Source organism: Bradyrhizobium tropiciagri, from assembly GCF_018130545.1.
In the GTDB taxonomy this organism is placed as follows: Bacteria; Pseudomonadota; Alphaproteobacteria; order Rhizobiales; family Xanthobacteraceae; genus Bradyrhizobium; species Bradyrhizobium tropiciagri_A.
In genome coordinates, this window is sequence record NZ_JAFCKF010000001.1 from 1,215,691 (window position 1) to 1,233,545 (window position 17,855).

The 17,855-nt window shown below is 65.4% G+C and carries 15 protein-coding genes; 4 read left to right on the forward strand and 11 right to left on the reverse strand.

Annotated features, from left to right (window positions below; translation table 11 throughout):
• Positions 1-80: 80 nt before the first annotated feature.
• On the reverse strand, positions 81-3,548 hold the full coding sequence (locus tag JQ616_RS05860) for an acyl-[ACP]--phospholipid O-acyltransferase (protein ID WP_212012897.1): 3,468 nt from the start codon (positions 3,546-3,548) through the stop codon (positions 81-83).
• 288 nt (positions 3,549-3,836) lie between these two features.
• Positions 3,837-4,094 (reverse strand): hypothetical protein, encoded by a 258-nt coding sequence (locus tag JQ616_RS05865; protein WP_212012898.1) that lies wholly within the window; start codon positions 4,092-4,094, stop codon positions 3,837-3,839.
• A 52-nt stretch (positions 4,095-4,146) separates the two neighbouring features.
• On the opposite strand from JQ616_RS05865, the gene JQ616_RS05870 reads away from it, so the two are divergent.
• A complete protein-coding gene (locus tag JQ616_RS05870; RefSeq protein WP_212013163.1) occupies positions 4,147-4,767 on the forward strand; it encodes a TetR/AcrR family transcriptional regulator in 621 nt (206 codons plus the stop codon).
• A 51-nt stretch (positions 4,768-4,818) separates the two neighbouring features.
• Here the strand turns inward: JQ616_RS05870 and JQ616_RS05875 are convergent, their stop codons facing one another.
• Positions 4,819-5,364, reverse strand: a complete 546-nt coding sequence (locus JQ616_RS05875; protein ID WP_212012901.1) for a winged helix-turn-helix domain-containing protein — start codon at positions 5,362-5,364, stop codon at positions 4,819-4,821.
• 151 nt (positions 5,365-5,515) lie between these two features.
• On the opposite strand from JQ616_RS05875, the gene JQ616_RS05880 reads away from it, so the two are divergent.
• Positions 5,516-6,694, forward strand: a complete 1,179-nt coding sequence (locus tag JQ616_RS05880; protein WP_212012903.1) for an ABC transporter substrate-binding protein — start codon at positions 5,516-5,518, stop codon at positions 6,692-6,694.
• Between the two features lie 45 nt (positions 6,695-6,739).
• On the opposite strand, the gene JQ616_RS05885 is transcribed toward JQ616_RS05880, so the two are convergent.
• The 7 genes from JQ616_RS05885 to cobS form a co-directional block, all read right to left on the reverse strand.
• Entirely contained in the window at positions 6,740-7,159 is a 420-nt protein-coding gene (locus tag JQ616_RS05885) for a hypothetical protein (RefSeq protein ID WP_212012905.1), read from the reverse strand.
• Positions 7,160-7,393: 234 nt separating this feature from the next.
• Positions 7,394-8,494 (reverse strand): LLM class flavin-dependent oxidoreductase, encoded by a 1,101-nt coding sequence (locus tag JQ616_RS05890; RefSeq protein ID WP_212012906.1) that lies wholly within the window; start codon positions 8,492-8,494, stop codon positions 7,394-7,396.
• A gap of 126 nt (positions 8,495-8,620) precedes the next feature.
• On the reverse strand, positions 8,621-9,733 hold the full coding sequence (locus tag JQ616_RS05895) for an NADH:flavin oxidoreductase/NADH oxidase (RefSeq protein WP_212012907.1): 1,113 nt from the start codon (positions 9,731-9,733) through the stop codon (positions 8,621-8,623).
• 129 nt (positions 9,734-9,862) lie between these two features.
• Entirely contained in the window at positions 9,863-10,969 is a 1,107-nt protein-coding gene (locus tag JQ616_RS05900) for an esterase-like activity of phytase family protein (protein ID WP_212012908.1), read from the reverse strand.
• 3 nt (positions 10,970-10,972) lie between these two features.
• Positions 10,973-12,871 (reverse strand): cobaltochelatase subunit CobT, encoded by a 1,899-nt coding sequence (cobT, locus tag JQ616_RS05905; protein ID WP_212012909.1) that lies wholly within the window; start codon positions 12,869-12,871, stop codon positions 10,973-10,975.
• Positions 12,868-13,278, reverse strand: a complete 411-nt coding sequence (locus JQ616_RS05910) for a GNAT family N-acetyltransferase (protein WP_173640145.1) — start codon at positions 13,276-13,278, stop codon at positions 12,868-12,870. The genes cobT and JQ616_RS05910 overlap by 4 nt, the downstream gene beginning before the upstream one ends.
• A gap of 3 nt (positions 13,279-13,281) precedes the next feature.
• A complete protein-coding gene (cobS, locus tag JQ616_RS05915; RefSeq protein ID WP_212012910.1) occupies positions 13,282-14,280 on the reverse strand; it encodes a cobaltochelatase subunit CobS in 999 nt (332 codons plus the stop codon).
• 297 nt (positions 14,281-14,577) lie between these two features.
• Here cobS and JQ616_RS05920 point away from each other — a divergent pair, with 297 nt between their 5' ends.
• The gene (locus tag JQ616_RS05920) at positions 14,578-15,240 is read left to right on the forward strand and encodes a DedA family protein (RefSeq protein WP_212012911.1); all 663 of its coding nucleotides are present in this window, start codon (positions 14,578-14,580) and stop codon (positions 15,238-15,240) included.
• Between the two features lie 57 nt (positions 15,241-15,297).
• On the opposite strand, the gene JQ616_RS05925 is transcribed toward JQ616_RS05920, so the two are convergent.
• Positions 15,298-16,521: a citrate/2-methylcitrate synthase gene (locus JQ616_RS05925; RefSeq protein ID WP_212012913.1), complete on the reverse strand. Its 1,224-nt coding sequence runs from the start codon at positions 16,519-16,521 to the stop codon at positions 15,298-15,300.
• Between the two features lie 76 nt (positions 16,522-16,597).
• On the opposite strand from JQ616_RS05925, the gene JQ616_RS05930 reads away from it, so the two are divergent.
• Positions 16,598-17,692 carry a citrate synthase/methylcitrate synthase gene (locus JQ616_RS05930; RefSeq protein ID WP_212012915.1) on the forward strand — a complete coding sequence of 365 codons (1,095 nt, stop codon included), beginning with the start codon at positions 16,598-16,600 and terminating at the stop codon, positions 17,690-17,692.
• The last annotated feature ends 163 nt before the right edge of the window (positions 17,693-17,855 follow it).

Consider the following 17,855-nt stretch of genomic DNA (forward strand, 5'->3'; position numbering starts at 1 on the left):
CTTTCTCGGGAGCAGTTGCCGTCTATCTGACAACATGCTCCCGGAAAGCACAACCATCATGCCAAGACTGATGCCAAGGCTCATGCGACGTGTTGCTGACGGGCCTCCGGCTCGGCCTCGGTCGCATCGGTATTCTCATCCGCCTGCGGCGCAGGGGCCGGTGCAGCGGCCGCGAGTTCCTTGGCGAGCGCAGTGGCACCGACATAGTCGGTCTTGCCGGTGCCGAGCAGCGGCACCTTGTCGACGACGCGGATGTCAGCCGGCACTGCGAGCTCGGAAGCGCCGGCGCTCTTGGCCTGGCGCTGCATCGCGGAGCGGTCGGCATCCTTCTGCGTGGTGAGCAGCACGATGCGTTCGCCCTTGCGCTGATCGGGCAGCGTGACCGCGACCGACATCGCCTGCGGCCACAGCGTGGTTGCCATCGTCTCCACCGCAGACAGCGAGACCATCTCGCCGGCGATCTTGGCGAAGCGCTTGGCGCGGCCCTTGATCGCGATGAAGCCCTGCGCGTCGACCGTGACGATGTCGCCGGTGTCGTGCCAGCCATCGGGCAGCGGCTCCAGCACGCCGGGATTTTCGGCACGGAGATAGCCGATCATCACGTTCGGGCCCTTCACCGACAGGCGGCCGCCTTCCTCGATGCCGGGGACCGGATCGAGGCGATACTGCATCAGCGGCGAGATCCGGCCGACGGTGCCCTGGCGATTGGCCATCGGCGTGTTCATCGCCAGCACCGGCGCGGTTTCGGTGACGCCGTAGCCTTCGAGAATGCGAATGCCGTAGCGCTCCATGTAGATCTGCCGCGTGCGCTCCTTCACCGCCTCCGCACCGGCGATGACAAGCCGCAGCGTGCGGAAGTCATAGGCATGCGCCGAGCGGGCGTAGCCGGTGAGGAAGGTGTCGGTGCCGAACAGGATGGTGGCGCCGGTCTGGTAGATCAGCTCGGGCACGATCCGGTAGTGCAGCGGCGACGGGTACATGAAGATCGGGATGCCGCCGAGGATCGGCATCATCATGCCGCCGGTCAAACCAAACGAGTGGAACACCGGCAGCACGTTGAACACCTTGTCGTTGGCATTGGCATCGACCCGCGCCAGCGCCTGCGCCGCGTTGGCGAGGATGTTGCGGTGAGACAGCACGACGCCCTTCGGCGTGCCTTCCGAACCGGAGGTGAACAGGATGACGGCGGGATCGTTGGCGTTGCGGGCGACGCGCGGCGCGATGCCGGCGCGGAAGCCCGCGATCTTGTCGGACAGGCTGATGCCGCCACGCACGTCCTCGAGATAGACCACGCGCGCCTGCTGACCGATCGCCGCGATCAGCTTGTCGAGCTTGCCCTTCTCGATGAAGGCCTGCGAGGTCAGCACAGTCTTGACCTGGGCCGCCTTCATCGCGGCCAGCACGTTGACCGGACCTGCTGAGAAGTTGAGCATCGCCGGCACCCGGCCGATGGTCTGCAGCGCCATGAACACGACGGCGACGCCGGCCGAGTTCGGCAGCAGCACGCCGACATTCTCGCCCACCGAAGTCCCCTGCTCGAGCTTGCGGCTCAACACCTGCGCGCAGAGGATCAGCTTGCGATAGGTCAGCTTGGTGCCGAGCGCGTCCTCGATGATCGGCTTGCCGGTCTCGCGGTCGCGATAGGCATGGCCGAGACCTTCGAACAGCGTCTGGTCGAGCATCGCGTTCTGCACCATGGCGTCGATCATGACGTCCTGAAGTGCGGCGCCGGCGGCATTGCGGCGCGCCTTGCCGCGCAGCGCCTGGTCGACCGGCAGCTTCACCGGCGGCAGGATCGAGATCGTCACCTTGGGGAACCAGGAGCGCTTGATCTCGCCGTTCTTGAGATAGCTGAGATGCGAGCGCTGCGCGCCCTCGATGCGGACCGGCACGACGACCGCATCGGCCTTGTCGGCGATCATCGCGGTGCCGTCATAGACCTTCATCAACGAACCGGAGACCGTGATGCGGCCTTCGGGGAAGATCACGACCGGCTCGCCGGCGGCAACCAGCTTGATCAGGTCGCGCGCGGCCAGCGGCTTCGACGGATCCATCGTGTAGTGCTTGATCATCTTAAGGAACGGCTTGGCCCACCACGCCTTGGCGATGCCGGTGTCGACCGCGAAGCTCGCATCGATCGGCAGCGTGGCGTGCAGCAGCGGGCCGTCGACCAGGCTGACATGGTTGGGCGCGATCAGCATCCGGGTGCCGGCGGGCGGCAGGTTCTCCATGCCGCGCACCTCGAGCCGGAACATCGCGCGGAACAGCAGCGCGCCGAAATCGCGCACACCTTCCTTGCCCCACTTGTTAAGCACGAACCAGACGCTGCCGAAGCTCGCAATCGCAAGGCCGAAGAAGATCCAGGCGATCGGCAGGCCGATCGATTGCAGGGCGCCGACGAACACCGCGCCGACGACCATGAAGCCGGCCTGCAGGATGTTGCCGGCGGCGATGATGCGGGCACGCTCGGACGGCGCGGTCCAGGCCTGCACCGCGGCAAATGCCGGCACCACGAACAGGCCGCCGCCGAAGGCGAACAGGAAGAAGTCGGCCAGCATGCGGAAGCCTCCAAACGAGCCTGCGAACGCAGCCGCGGTGACGTCCTTGCCGAGCGAGGTGGTGGCGATCGCCCAAGCGAGGTCGAGGCCAATCACGCCCATCACGATGGCGCCGATCGGCACCAGCGCGATATTCGGGCGGACATGGCTGAGCTGCGCGGCGAACAGCGAGCCGGCGGCAATGCCGATCGCGAACACGGCGAGGCACAGCGTGACCACGCCCTCGGTGCCGCCGACGCCTTCCTTGATCAGCGCAGGCAGCAGCGACAGCACGATCGCGCCGACCATCCAGAACCACGACACGATCACCATACCGTCCCACAGCCGCGGCTCGGCATAGAGCGACTTCAACAGCCGCACCGTCGAGGTCCAGGGATTTTTGGTGATCGGCAGATCAGGCGCCGAGGGCTGCGTGACCGGGATGCGCGATGCGAAGCCCCACGACAGCACCGACAGACCGACCACGGCGGCACAGATCCAGCCCATGTGGCTGGCACCCGCGACGAACAGGCCGCCCGCGATGGTGCCGATCAGGATTGCCATGAAGGTCGCGCCCTCGACCAGCGCGTTGCCGGTCGCGAGCTCGGACACCGACAGCTGGTCGGGCAAGACGGCATATTTCACCGGGCCGAACAGCGCGGCGACAACGCCGAACAGCGCCAGCGCGATGAACAGCAGTGGGATCGAATGGGTGAAGAAGCCGGCCGCGGCAAACGCCGCTGCGAAGATCTCGAAGAACTTCAGCCGGCGCGCGACGATGGATTTGACGTAGCGGTCGGCGAGCTCACCGCCGAGTGCCGACAGCACGAAGAACGGGAAGATGAACACCGCGCCCGCAAGCTGAACCAGCGCCGGCCCCTGCTCATTGGCGATGCCATACAGCAGCATGATGACCAGCGCGTTCTTCAGCACGTTGTCGTTCAGTGCCGAGCAGAACTGCGACCAGAACAGCGGCGCGAAGCGGCGGGACGTCATCAATTCCTTGATCATGACCGGTTCCTTGGGTTAGCGCGCATGGCGCTGGCAGGTCTGCGAGTTCGGGTGGCAGAGAATGCTGAGGGTGGTGAAAATGACGGAGATGCCGCAGCCTTTAGTCTTTTCCGCAACGTATCGGTTCGAACCCGGGCGGATCGGCCGCACCGGAGCCGCCGGGACAATGCCCGGCAGAAATGTACGAGACCTTATTCAGGGTTGTAGCCGGTCGACCTTGAAACGAGTTCGCGAGGGACATGGTGAGTGCTTTGTTGAGGTTTCGGCGACAATTGGAGCCTGGGCGCTTCAGGTCAGTTCACTCAACCCACGGAACGGCGACCAGCGGCAGCGGCGCTGCTTGCAGCGGCCACCGCTCGAAGCTACCGGGCGCGGCGCGCGCCGATCCGCGCGCCGCTGCTCCAGGACGCCTGCGACGTCACAGGCACGGGCGATCCGCTCGATCGGCGCCATCGCCAGTGAGAGGATGCCGCGGCCAAAGCCCTTCACGAGCTCGATCGCGTCATCGACAAGGGTGGTGGTCAATTGAAGTGCTAGGGTCTGCATGTGAGTGGCCTCCTATGCCAACTTGAGCAACGCTCAAATTAGTAGCTCGAAAATGAACATTGTTCAAGAAGAATCGCGCCGGGACCGGAAAAAACTTCAGCGGCGCACCTTGCTGATCGAGATCGCGCGCCGGTCCATCGCGACTAAAGGACTGAGATCATTGAAAGTTCGGGATGTCGCCGAAGCTGCCGGCTGCTCCATCGGGAGCGTTTATAATGAATTCGGCGACTTCGACGGCCTGATCCTGACCGTGAACCGGGAGACCGTTCAGGCTCTGACCACGCGGCTCAAGGCGGTCCCAACAGACGATCCGCTGCGCCAGCTGCACGGGCTCGCCGACGCCTATCTCGGCTTCGCCAGCGAGCACGCCAATCTGCTGCGCTCGCTGTTCGAGCACCGGATGGAGGACGACCGGCCGTTTCCGGAAGATATCCTGGCGATGGTGATGGAGGCCTTCGCGCTGATGCATGCGCCGCTGGTGCGGCTGCTGCCCGATCGCGATCCCAGCGACGTCGCGCTGCTGTCGCGGATGATGTTCTCCGCGGTCCACGGCATCATCTCGCTGGGCCTCGAGGAGCGCATGGTCGCGGTGCCGCCGGAGCAACTGCGCGAGCGCCTCGCGCAGTTCGTCGACACGCATCTTGCGGGATTGGGCATCACACGCAGTGCATAGTCGCACGCGGGTGCGGACGACCTGCATGGCGACGATCGTCACCAACAACCGCTAATTTGGCACGATGCCGTGATCCTGCGGTGCAAGCCAGTTCGCAAATTCCGCCAGAGGATGCCACGTTCCGTGAGCAATCGGTGGCACGGATGCAACAGCCGCGAAGACGATCAGCGACAAGCCAGCGACCAGCAACCATCGGGGAAACGCGGCCAAACGTGCTGCTGTGCCCCAGGACGTCGACGCCCCGCGCGGAGCGTTGTGCATTCCGTGATCATGTGCCGGCGGAATCGTTGCGGCGTCGAGCCGGTAGCCCCGGCGCGTCACCGTCTTGATGATGCGGTGGTCGTCATCGCGCAGCTTCAGGCGCAGCTCGCGGACACATTGGACCAGCGAATCATCCGAGACCGCGACATTGCCCCAGACTGCCGCGTGCAGATCCTGCTTGGAGATCAACCGCCCCGCATTGCTAGCAAGATGGCGGAGCACCGCGAATGACTTCGGCCTGAGATCAAGGTCGACGCCATCCACGCGCACAACGCCGCGGGCAAGGTCCAATACAAATGAATCAAATACCAAAACGGAATCAGTCGCCGGGTCCATAGAGGTCACTCCATGCCCACAGACGGCACCAATCCAGCAAATTTAGCAGGAAATTCGTCGTTCTGTCACTTCTCGATCAGGACTTTCCTGCGGCGAAGCCGATAGTCACAAGCCGGCTCGGCGTCATTTCCGGACACGCGGGAGGTTGGCCATGTCGAGGACGCGGTTTGCGGTGTTCGCTTTGGTCGCTCTGACGCTCGCGGTGGTGCAATCGGGACACGCGCGGGCGCAGGACGTCGTGAAGATCGGACTGGTGATGCCGTTGACCGGCGTGCTCGGGCCGGTCGGCAAACAGGCGGTCGCCGGGGCGCGGCTCTACATGGCGCAGCATGGCGACATGGTGGCCGGTCGCAAGATCGAGTTGATCGTCCGGGACGATGCCAGCGTGCCCGACAATGCCAAGCGCATCGCGCAGGAGCTGATCGTCAACGACAAGGTCGCGATCCTCGGCGGCGGGCTGACGCCGAGCGTGCTGGCACTGGCGCCGCTGGTCACTGAGAGCAAGACGGCAACCGTCGTCATGGTGTCGGGCACGTCGATCGTAACCGATCGGTCGCCCTATTTCGTGCGCACCAGCTGGACCCATGCACAGCAGGCCAGCGTGCTGGCGGATTGGGCGGCAAAAAACGGATCGAAGCGGGCCACCATCATCGCGTCCGACTGGGCACCCGGACACGAGGCCGCCGGCGTGTTTTCGGCAAGCTTCACCGCGGCAGGCGGATCGATCGCCGAAACGCTGAAAGTGCCGCTGGCCAATCCCGACTTCGCGCCGTTCCTGCAGCGTGCGCGGGACAGCAATCCGGATACTTTGTTCATTTTCGTTCCGGCGAGCCAGGCCGCCATCCTCGCCAAGCAGTTTGTCGAGCGCGGGCTGGACAAGAGCGGGATCAAGCTCATCGGCCCCGGCGACATCGCCGACGACGAGGATCTGCCGGGAATGAGCGATGCCATGATCGGCATGATCACGGCGGGGTTCTACTCCGCGGCGCATCCATCCGATCTGAACCGCGACTATGTCGCAGCGTTTCGCAAGGCCAACGCCAATGTCCGTCCGAACTTCATCAGCGTCAGCGCCTATGACGGCATGCATCTGATCTACGAGGGGCTGAAGGCGACCGGCGGCAAGACCAATGGCGAGGCACTGATCGAAGCCATGAAGGGCATGGCCTGGGAAAGCCCGCGCGGCCCGATGTCGATCGACCCGAAGACGCGCGATGTCGTCCACGACATCTATATTCGCAGGGTCGAGAAGATCGGCGGCGAGCTCTATAGCGTCGAGCACGAGACGTTCAAGGCGGTCAAGGATCCTACCAAGATCGCGAACAAGTGAGCAAAGCGGAGCGAAACGAGCAAGGCCTGGCGTCGCCCTGACACCTCACGCACGCGCTCGCGCGATAGTGCCGGCGACGATCTGCATGGCGACGCCGAGCACCCAGCCGGCCATGATGGCCGCGGTCCAGCCGATATCCGGCTCGCTGCGCAGCACGACGACACCGACCGAGAAGAACGCAACCATCGTCGCGAGGAAGGTGCCGATCGCGCTGAGCAGCTCCGCCGCGTCGATCTTGCGCGTCGATGCCGCATCCTTCGGATGGAACAGCTTTGGCGGCGTATCGATGCCGAGATAGAAGCCGATCGCACCGCCGAGCATCATGATCAGCAGGAACGCCTGCGAGGTCAGCGCCGATACGCTCGAGCCGACATGGATGGCGACGAACAGACCGCTCGCAGCTCCCGCCAGGGCAAGCCCGAAGCGCTCCAGGACATGGGCAAATTTTCTGACGCGGCTGCGCATTGCTCTGCCTCATCAATGAATTGCGCCGCTGTCAGGCTAGGCCTTTTCGCAGCATCGCGATAGTCGCGCCTCACTCACATGACTGCGACCAGGTGGCGCTTCGCGGTTGCTGCAGGCCGCCGCAACCGCAACGAACCGTGCGATGCATTCCATCTGTGCGTGACGCCGACCGTCCGCCGCAACCTGAAGCTTGCGGAGCAGCGTTGCCGCTGCCTCGAATTGCTCGCCCCAAGTCTACGCCGCGCGGCCGACCGAGGCGTCGAGATGCTTCAGCTTCGGCAACACCTCCTGCTTCAGCAGCCGCAACGAATTGTGCCAGGCCTCCGGCTTGTGCTTGTAGTCGAAGCCGAACACCAGCAGCACGCCGAAGCCGCCGACCTCCTGGTAGATCTTCTCGATCTTTTCGGTGACGGTGGCGGGTGAGCCGACGATCCAGTTGTTGCGCGCGCAATATTCCACGGTGACGTCGCTGTCCGGCACGTCGGGCGAGGCTTTCAGATAATCCTTGAATCCAAAATGGCCGAGCAGCGGCAGGAAGTATTCGCCCATCATCCGGCCCATCATGTCGCCGGTCGAGAGCTTCCACGCCTCCGCGTCGGTGTCGGCGACGAACACCTCGCGCACCATCCGCCAGTCCTTTCGGCTCGGCTTGCGGCCGGTCTTGGCGGCACCTGCTTCGACCGAGTCCCAGTGGCTGCCGACATAGGCCGGATTGAGGTTGAGGCTCATCGGGATGAAGCCGCGCTCGCCGGCGAGCTTCAGCGTGTCGGAATTCTTCGACAGGCCCGCGACCCCGATCGGCGGATGCGGCGCTTGCTGCGGCTTGATGTGCGGTTTGAGGAAATCGAACATCGTGTCCGGCTTGGTCACCGTCCAGAACTTGCCCTTGTGGGTCCACGGCGCCGGATCGGTCCACATCTTCAGGATGATCTCGAGCGCCTCGCGGGTCATGTCGCGGTTCTGGCCCGACATGCCGTCGACATTGAACATCGCCCAGTCGCTCGGCAGACCCGACGCGGCGACGCCGAAGTTCAATCGTCCGTTCGAGAGATGATCGAGCATCGCGACGCGGTTGGCGAGCTCGGCCGGATGATGATACGGCAGCAGGAAGCCGCCGGGCCCGATGCGGATGTTCTTGGTCTGCAACAGCGCCTGCGCGATCAACAGATCGGGCGACGGATGCGGCTCCCAGGGCGCGGTGTGGTGCTCGCCGATCCAGGCTTCCTGATAGCCGAGCTCATCGAGCCAGCGCAGCACCTGCAGGTCCCAGTCGTGGCCCTCTTTCAATCCGCACTCCGGCGGATGCGACGGCATCGCGAAGTATCCGAGTTCCATGGGTTTCCTCTCTTTGTTTGCTGCGTGTCTTGCGCACGCGTACGGAGAGTAGCTGCCCGAGCTGCGGCAGGACAATGGCTTTCGGGCGTAGCCCGGATGGAGCGAAGCTCCATCCGGGCTACAATTTTAGCGCGCCCCGAACGTGGTCTTGCCGAACAGCGCCTTCTGCGTCGAGGGCTGCGAGCGCCAATATTGCGGCGGCGCGCTCACCTCGCCGCCGAGCTCGGCGGCGGCGTGCCAGCCCCAGCGCGGGTCGTAGAGCATGCCGCGGGCGAGCGCGACCATGTCGGCCTTCCCCGTGGCGACGATCTCCTCCGCCTGCTTCGCTTCCGTGATCAGGCCGACTGCCATCGTGGTGACGCCGGTCGCCTCGCGCACCGCCTGCGCCGCCGGCACCTGATAGCCCGGCCCGAGCGGAATCTTCTGCAGCGCCGAGACGCCGCCGGACGAGACGTCCATCCAGTCGACGCCGCGCTTCTTCAACTCCTTGGTGAACTCGATGGTCTGCGCGACGTCCCAGCCGCCCTCGACCCAATCGGTCGCCGAGACCCGGACGCCGACCGGCTTGCGGTCGGGAAATGCCGCCCGCACGGCATCGAACACCTCGAGCGGGAAGCGCATCCGGTTCTCGAGCGAGCCGCCATAGCGATCGGTGCGCTTGTTGGCGAGCGGCGACAGGAATTGATGCAGCAGATAGCCGTGCGCGCTGTGCAGTTCGAGCGCGTCGATGCCGAGCCGCTCGGCGCGCTTCGCCGACGCGACAAAGGCCTCGCGGATGCGCTTCAGCCCGGCATCGTCGAGCGCCACCGGCGCCGCTTCCCCCTCCTTGTGCGGGACCGCGGATGGCCCGACCGTCTGCCAGCCGCCCTCGGCAATCGGGATCAACTGCCCGCCCTCCCACGGACGCTGGCTCGATGCCTTGCGGCCGGCATGGGCGAGTTGCATCGCGACCGCCGCCTTCGAATGCTTGCGCACTGAGGCCAGGATCGGCTTCAGCGCTGCCTCGTTGGCATCGCTGTAGAGGCCGAGGCAGCCAGGCGTGATCCGCCCGATATCCTCGACATGGGTGGCCTCGATGCAGAACATCGCGGCGCCCGACAACGCCAGTGTGTTGATGTGGGTGAAATGCCAATCATTGGCCGAGCCGTCGATCGCCGAATACTGGCACATCGGCGCGACCATGATCCGGTTGGAAAGTTTGAGGCCGCGCAGTTCGATCGGGGAAAACAGGGTGCTCATGCGGGGACATCCGGGATCGGGGAAAGGGCCCGCATAAGATAGAGGCGGCGGCCGCGATCACCAACAGGTCGGGGTGGCAGACCAGCTTGGACGCAGATCAGCAATGCGCTGACGCCCGCTCTGCGCAGATCACTCTACCAGCGTGAATTGCAGCAGCAGGTTGCGCTGGATCAGGGAGAAATTGTCGTCCGAGATCATGGTCAGCACGGTCTCGCCCTCATCGGTGACATGGGCGTCGATGCCTTCCATGTTGTCGATCTCGTTACCGAGATCGGCGTTGAAGATGGCAGGGCCGTCAACCACGGCACCGGGCGCGATGTCGGACAGCGCGAGGCGACGGATGCGGATGCCGACGCCGCCAAGCCAGGAGAATTTCCGCTCCAGGATCAATAGATCGCCCGACGGCAGCAGCACCGCGTCGCTGATGTCGAAATTCTCGGTGCGGCGCACGCTGAACTGGCCCGGCGTCTTGCCGCCGACCAAAAAGGCCATCAGGTTGCCGCTCGGATCGAGCCCGCGCTCCGACATCGCGATCAGCGTGCCGGCCAGCGGCTGGCTCGCGGGCGTGGCTTTGGGCATGACCTTGGGCACGAAGACCAGCGCCTCCAGCCCCTTGTTGATGGGGAGCTTCTTCGCCGCCGGCGGCAGCGGCACGACCTCGCCGCGCGCGCGGGTGAAGCCATTGGCGAAATCGTAGCGCAGCACCTGATTGACCCGCTCGAGCCCGACATAGGCAAACGAGCCGTCGAGCGCGAGCGATTCCGAATCGTACCAGCCGCGCGTCGCGGTGATCGGCCTGCCGTCGGCTCCCAATAGCGGCGCGGCCTCGACATCGTCGAGCCCGGCCAACTCGCGGCCGCGATAGACGATACGGCCGGTGAACCAGGTGCCCTGGTCACTGACCGCGATGAAGCGTTCGCCCCTGGCATCGAGCCGCAGCGCGGAGAGGCCGCCGAAACCGGAGAACGACGAGGTCAGGATCAGGCCACTGCGATATTCCAGCGCGCCGAACCGCACCCGCGCGCGATCGCGGATATCGAACGACGGCAGCGGCCGCGCGTTGACCTCGACCGCGGCGGGCTCATCGACGCGATGACGGCCCGGCCTGCCCGGTGGTCCCGGCGTCAGCGCGGGCTGGGTTGCGCCCTGCGCCTGCGCAAGACGCGGCAGCACAGCGGCCGACAGCCCCACCGCCACACCTTTCAGGATATGGCGGCGGCTAGGGGGTGAGCGCATGTCTCACGAGTGCAGGCGGCGCCGGGTACCCGGTGCGGGGGCCGAGCCGTGGGTCTCGCTGAACAACTCGGCGAGCTTCTCGGTGATCGCGCCGCCGAGTTCTTCGGCATCGACGATGGTGACGGCACGGCGATAGTAGCGCGTGACGTCATGACCGATGCCGATCGCGATCAATTCGACCGGCGAGCGGGTCTCGATCTCCTCGATGATGTGGCGAAGATGTCGCTCGAGATAGTTGCCGGGATTGACCGACAGCGTGGAATCGTCGACCGGCGCGCCGTCGGAGATCATCATCAGGATCCGGCGCTGCTCGGGACGCGCGAGCAAACGCTTGTGCGCCCAGTCGAGCGCTTCGCCGTCGATATTCTCCTTCAGCAGACCTTCGCGCATCATCAGGCCAAGGTTCTTGCGCGCGCGCCGCCATGGCGCGTCCGCCGACTTGTAGATGATGTGCCTGAGATCGTTGAGGCGGCCGGGATTGGCCGGCTTGCCGGCGGCAAGCCACGCTTCGCGCGACTGCCCGCCCTTCCAGGCGCGGGTGGTGAAGCCCAGGATCTCGACCTTGACGCCGCAACGCTCCAGTGTGCGCGCCAGGATGTCGGCGCAGGTGGCGGCAACCGTGATCGGACGGCCGCGCATCGAGCCGGAATTGTCGAGCAGCAGCGTCACCACGGTGTCGCGGAAGGTCGCCTCCTTCTCATGCATGAAGGACAGCGGGTGATAGGGATCGGTGACGACGCGCGACAGCCGCGCCGGATCGAGGATGCCTTCCTCGAGATCGAAATCCCAGGCACGGTTCTGCTGCGCCATCAGGCGGCGCTGCAGGCGGTTGGCGAGCCGCGCCACGATGCCCTGCAAATGCGCGAGCTGCTTGTCGAGATAGGAGCGCAGCCGCTCCAGCTCATCGTGATCGCAGAGGTCTTCGGCCGCGATCACCTCGTCGAACTTCGGCGCAAACGCGTGATATTCCGGACCGCGCGGTTCGTTCTGGCCGCGCGAATTCGGCCGCGTCGCCTCGCCCGGCGTCTCGTCGTCGCCGAGCTCACCGTCGTCGAACGTGTCTGACGTCGAGGCCTGCGCGCTCTCCATCGCGCTTTCGCTCATCTCGTCGGCGGTGGTCTGCGCCTGGTCGGCGCTCATCTCCTGCGCGGCGTCGGAATCGGGCGAACCCTCGGCGCCGGACTGATCGTTCTCGCCGTCCTGGTTCTCGTCCTGGTCCTCGTCGTCGTCGGAATCCATGTTGCGGTCGTCGCCGAGATCGAGCGCCGACAGCAGATCGTGGACGAGGTCGCCGAACCTGGCCTGGTCCTCGGCGAAGCGGCTGAGCTTGTCGAGCCGCGAGCCGATCTTGTCCTCCAGCGTCGGACGCCAGAGGTCGACCATCTTCTTTGCAGCCGCCGGCGGCGCCATGCCGGTGAGGCGCTCGCGCACCAGCATCGCCAGCGCATCCGACAGCGGCGCATCGGCGCGGTCGGTGATCTCGTCATACTTGCCGCGATGGAAATGATCGTCGAGCATCGCGGTGAGGTTCTTGGCGACGCCCGCCATCCGGCGCGAGCCGAGCGCCTCGACGCGCGCCTGCTCGACCGCCTCGAACACGCCGCGCGCCTGCGGATTGCCCGGCATCAGCTTGCGATGCACCTTGGGATCGTGACAGGCGATCTTGAGCGCGATCGAATCGGCGTGGCCGCGCACGATCGCCGCATCGCGCTTGGTCATCTTGCGCGCCGGCTCCGGCAGCCGCGCCTTACCGGGCGCGAGCCCCGGCCGCTCGGCGGCGAAGGAGACTTCGAGCTCCGGCTTCTTGGCGATCGCCTTCAGGCACGCCGACACCGAGCGCTTGAACGGCTCGGTCGGCGCTTCCTTCGACCCGGGACGGAATTTGATATTGGAGGTTGTCATAGTGATTTCGTAAACCAGTGGCGCGTGACGCCGCCGGGATACCCCTCAATCGAACCGAACTCTTTATATCCGTTGGCGCGGTAGAAGCCCGGCGCCTGGAAGCTCATCGTATCCAGATAGGATCGCGTCGCTCCGAAGCGCCGCGCCTCGTCTTCGATCGCCTTGATCAGCTTCGCGCCAAAACCCTTGTTGCGAAACTTCTGCTCCATCCAGAACAACTGGATGAACAACACCGCGGTCCAGACCTCGCCGACGATACCGCCGACGATCTCGTCGCCTTGCCGCAGCGAGATGGCGAAGCGCTTGTACTTCTGCTTCCCCATCTTCTCGTTGTTGTAGCGGAGCAATCCGCCGAGCACCGCCTTCTTCGTCTGTGTGACTGTGCGCTCGACGGAGATTTTCGGCATGGACTAGCTGAGCGCCACGTTGACCGAGGATTCCGGCAACTCGACGTTGAAGCAGCGCTGATAGAACTCGGCGACCAGCGGCCGCTCCAGTTCGTCACACTTGTTGAGGAAGGTGACGCGGAACGCGAAGCCGATGTCGTTGAAGATGTCGGCGTTCTCGGCCCAGGTGATCACCGTGCGCGGGCTCATCACCGTCGACAGATCGCCATTGGCGAACGCGTTACGGGTGAGATCCGCGAGCCGCACCATCTTGTTGACGATGTCGCGGCCCTCCTGGGTGCGATAGTGCTTCGCCTTCGCCAGCACGATCTCCACTTCCTCGTCATGGGCGAGGTAGTTCAGCGTGGTGACGATCGACCAGCGGTCCATCTGGCCCTGGTTGATCTGCTGAGTGCCGTGATAGAGGCCCGACGTATCGCCGAGGCCGACCGTGTTGGCGGTCGAGAACAGGCGGAACGCCGGATGCGGCTTGATCACCTTGTTCTGGTCGAGCAGCGTCAGGCGGCCGGAGACTTCCAGCACGCGCTGGATCACGAACATCACGTCCGGGCGGCCGGCGTCGTATTCGTCGAACACCAGCGCGATGTTGTGCTGCAACGCCCAGGGCAGGATGCCGTCACGGAATTCGGTGACCTGCTTGCCTTCCTTGACCACGATGGCGTCCTTGCCGACGAGATCGATACGGCTGATGTGGCTGTCGAGGTTGACGCGGACGCAGGGCCAGTTGAGGCGCGCCGCAACCTGCTCGATGTGGGTCGACTTGCCGGTGCCGTGATAACCGGTGACCATCACGCGGCGGTTCTTGGCGAAGCCGGCGAGGATCGCGAGCGTGGTGGCGCGGTCGAAGCGATAGTCCGGATCGGTCTCCGGCACATGCGGGTCGACTTCCGAATAGGCGGGAACTTCCAGATCGCTATCGATCCCGAAGACCTGCCGGACCGACACCTTCATGTCGGGCAAACCGACGGGTTCTTGTTCTTTGGTCTGGACGGCGGTCGTCATTCATCCTCCGAGGTCCCGGGCATTCCCGAAACCAGATTGTAGGTCATTTGGCTGCGGATGGGGTGCTACGCACAAGCCTAGCAGAGAGCATCGGCTGGCAGAAGCCCGCGGGCAAATCAAAGTTTCATTGGTCTATCATAAAGATAGGAGCGAAACTCGATTTTTGGAAGGCTGCCCTGCAAATCCCGCCGTACTTTCGCCGCAGCGCCACGGCGGCCTGCCCGGCCGGGCACTTTTCAGCCCGGCGGGGAGTTGTTAGCTCTCGAACCGGTTTTACCACCGCCGCATGGGATTTTTGTGACTTCATTCCTTGACCCCCTGATCGCCTTCGTCTCGGCCCATGCTTGGCTCGCCTATCTGACGCTGTTTCTGGCCGCCCTGCTGGAAGCCGTCCCGGTGGTGGGCTCCCTGGTGCCGGGTTCGACCATCATCCTGGCGTTGAGCGCGCTGGTGCCGGGCGGCGAATTGAAGCTGGTGCCGGTGCTGGCCGCCGCGGCCTGCGGCGCCATGCTCGGCGACGGCACCGCCTACATGATTGGCCACCGCAGCCAGCGCGAGATCCTCTCCGCCTGGCCGCTCTCCAACTACCCGCGGGTGGTCGCGCAGAGCGAGGCCTTCTTCAACCGCTGGGGCGTGCTCGCGGTGTTCTTCGCCCGCTTCGTGCCGCCGATTCGCGCCTTCGTGCCGATCACCGCCGGCGCGCTCGACATGCCGCCGGTGCGCTTCTACGCGGTCAACATCCCCGCGATCCTGCTCTGGGCGCCGGCGCATGTGCTGCCCGGCGTGCTCGCGGTCACCGCGCTGCATGACTATGCCGGGCTGCCGCATCATGAGCATGTCGGCAAGCATCTGTGGATGTTTGCGGTCGCGGGTGGCGCCGTGATCCTGGCGCTCGCGGTCTGGACCATCCGCCGGCGTCATGGCGGCGGCCTGATCGAACCGTCCAAGCCGGCAGAATAGCTTTTATTTGAGCATGATCTCCTCGGAAAACCGGCCTCCACTTTTCCGGATCATGCTCTAGATGCTGTTGGTTGAACCGGCCCTGCCCGGTGCCGGACCGACATAGCGCGCGCGGGGCCTGATCAGCTTGCCGAGCGCAAGCTGCTCGCTGGCATGCGCGATCCAGCCGACACTGCGGGCCATCGCAAACAGCGCGAGCTCGCTGCCTGCCGGCATCCGCAGCGCATGCACGAGCACCGCCAGCGCGTAATCGATATTGACGAATTCGCCGGTCGCCTCTGCGATCCGCTCCGGCACTTCCCTGGTGAATTTGCGCGGCGCGCCGGCCCGAGTCAGCGCCTCGAGCAGCGAGATCGCGCGCGGATCGCCCTTCTTGTAGACGCCGTGCCCGAAGCCCGCGAAGCGCTCGCCGAGCGCGACCCGCTCGCGAACGACCGGCGCGACGTCGTTGTCGATCATTGTCCTGACCAGGCGCGAGGCGAGCACGCCGGCGCCGCCATGCATCGGGCCCTTCAGCGCGACGAGACCTGCGATCACGGCGTCATACAGATTGAGCCCGGTCGATGCCGCGCAGCGCGTTGTGAAGGTCGAGGCGTTCAATTCATGATCGGCGAGCAGCACCAGTGCGCGGCGAATAAGATCCGGCGCGTGCTTGTTATCGGGCACCCAGACCCGCGCCACCTGCTGATGCAGCGGCTCGGCCGACGGCGCAGCGTTGAGCATGGTCGCGACCAGCAGCCGCAAGATGCGGCCACCGACCATCGCGCGGCCGTCAGGCGCGCGGGTGAAGGCGCCGGGATCGGCGCTTGCCGCCAGCGCCAGCACCGCGACGGTGCGGTCGATCGGCTGGGCGCGCCGCGCGGCCTCGGCGATCAGGCGCATCTCGTCGGAGACGTGTGGCGTATTGTCGGCGGCAAACGGATCGACGTCGGTGACATCCCACAGCAGCGTCGCGGTGTGCTCCAGCGTATCCCGCTCGGCAAGATCGACGCAGTTCACGCCGCGATAGATCGGGCCTTGCTCGGTGATGGTTGCGATCGCCGAATCCATCACCGGCAAATCGGCATCGAAATTGCGGAAGCCGCGGGGCTCCGGCGACGGCGCGCGGCGCTCTTTCAAGCCCCTGATGTCCTCGGCACGGTAGCGGTGACTGCGCGAATCCGGCGACGGCTCGGAGCGGATCAGGCCGCGGCTGACATAGGCGTAGAGGGTCGCCGGCGAGATCGCGAGCTCGGCGGCCGCCTCCCGGGCGGAGAGGTACAGCTCGGCGGATTTTTTCATATTGATTTATATAATCAAGATTGATCAACTCGTCCAGAGGCCCGACCTTGAAGGGATCAAGCAAGGAGATCGGGCCATGAATATGATTCTCACCAAGAGCCAGATCGGTCTGGACGGCGTTCCCGCCGCCGAGACCGTGTTGAGCCATGTCGACGGCGAGCGCGGCGAGTTGATCATCGCCGGCGAGCACGTCGCGAGCCTCGCCGGCAAGTCGAGCTTCGAAGCCGTCACGGCGCGGCTGTGGAACGGCGCCACCGGCAAGTCGCTGAGCGAAGCCAATGTCCGCGCCAGCCTCGGCGCCGCCCGCGACCGCGCCTTCGCCCGCCTGCCGGACCTGCTGCCGGCGACGCGCGGCATGTCGATCGTCGACGGCTTCCGCGCCGCGATCGCTGGCCTGCGCGGCGAGAACGGGCTGGAGCATGAGGCGACCATCGTCGGTGCCTTCCCGGTGATCGCCGGTGCGCTGGTCCAGCACGCCAAGGGGCACGATCCGATCGCGCCGGACCCGAATGCCAGCCACGCTGCCGACACGCTGCGGATGCTGCGGGGCGGCAAGGTCGAGCCGCGCGAGGTCACAGCCCTCGACGCTTACTTCGTCACCGTCTGCGATCACGGCATGAATGCGTCGACCTTCACCACGCGGGTGATCGCCTCGACCCAGGCCGATCTGTTCGCGGCCATCACCGGCGGCTATTGCGCGCTGACCGGCCCGCTGCATGGCGGCGCGCCCGAACCGGTGCTTGAGATGCTGGATGCGATCGGCACAAGCGAGCGGATCAAGCCCTGGGTCGACGGCGCGCTGGCGCATGGCGAACGGCTGATGGGATTCGGCCACCGCGTCTATCGCGTGCGCGACCCGCGCGCCGACGTGCTGAAGGTTGCGATCGAGCGCCTTGAGGCCAACGGCGCCGACCTGCCGTTTGCCGCAGAGGTCGAGGCCTATATCCGCCAGGCGCTGCGGAAGAAGAATCCGGAGCGGCCGCTGGAGACCAATGTCGAGTTCTTCACCGCGATCCTGCTCGATGGGCTGGAAATTCCGCGGCAAGCCTTCACGCCGATCTTCGCGGTGGCCCGCGCCGCCGGTTGGACCGCGCACGCGCTGGAGCAGCGCCGCACCGGCCGCCTGATCCGGCCGAGTTCATCCTATGTCGGCGCGGTGCCGAAGGGTTGAGACAGCAGAAATCATCCGACGGCGGAGCCACAAATTCCGCCGTCGTCCCCGCGAAAGCAGGGACCCATACGCCGCGGCCCTTCAATAGGGCAGTCGGGCAAACATCCTGTGCAGACAATGACCGGCGGTGGTTATAGCCCCCTGCTTTCGCAGGGGCGACGGA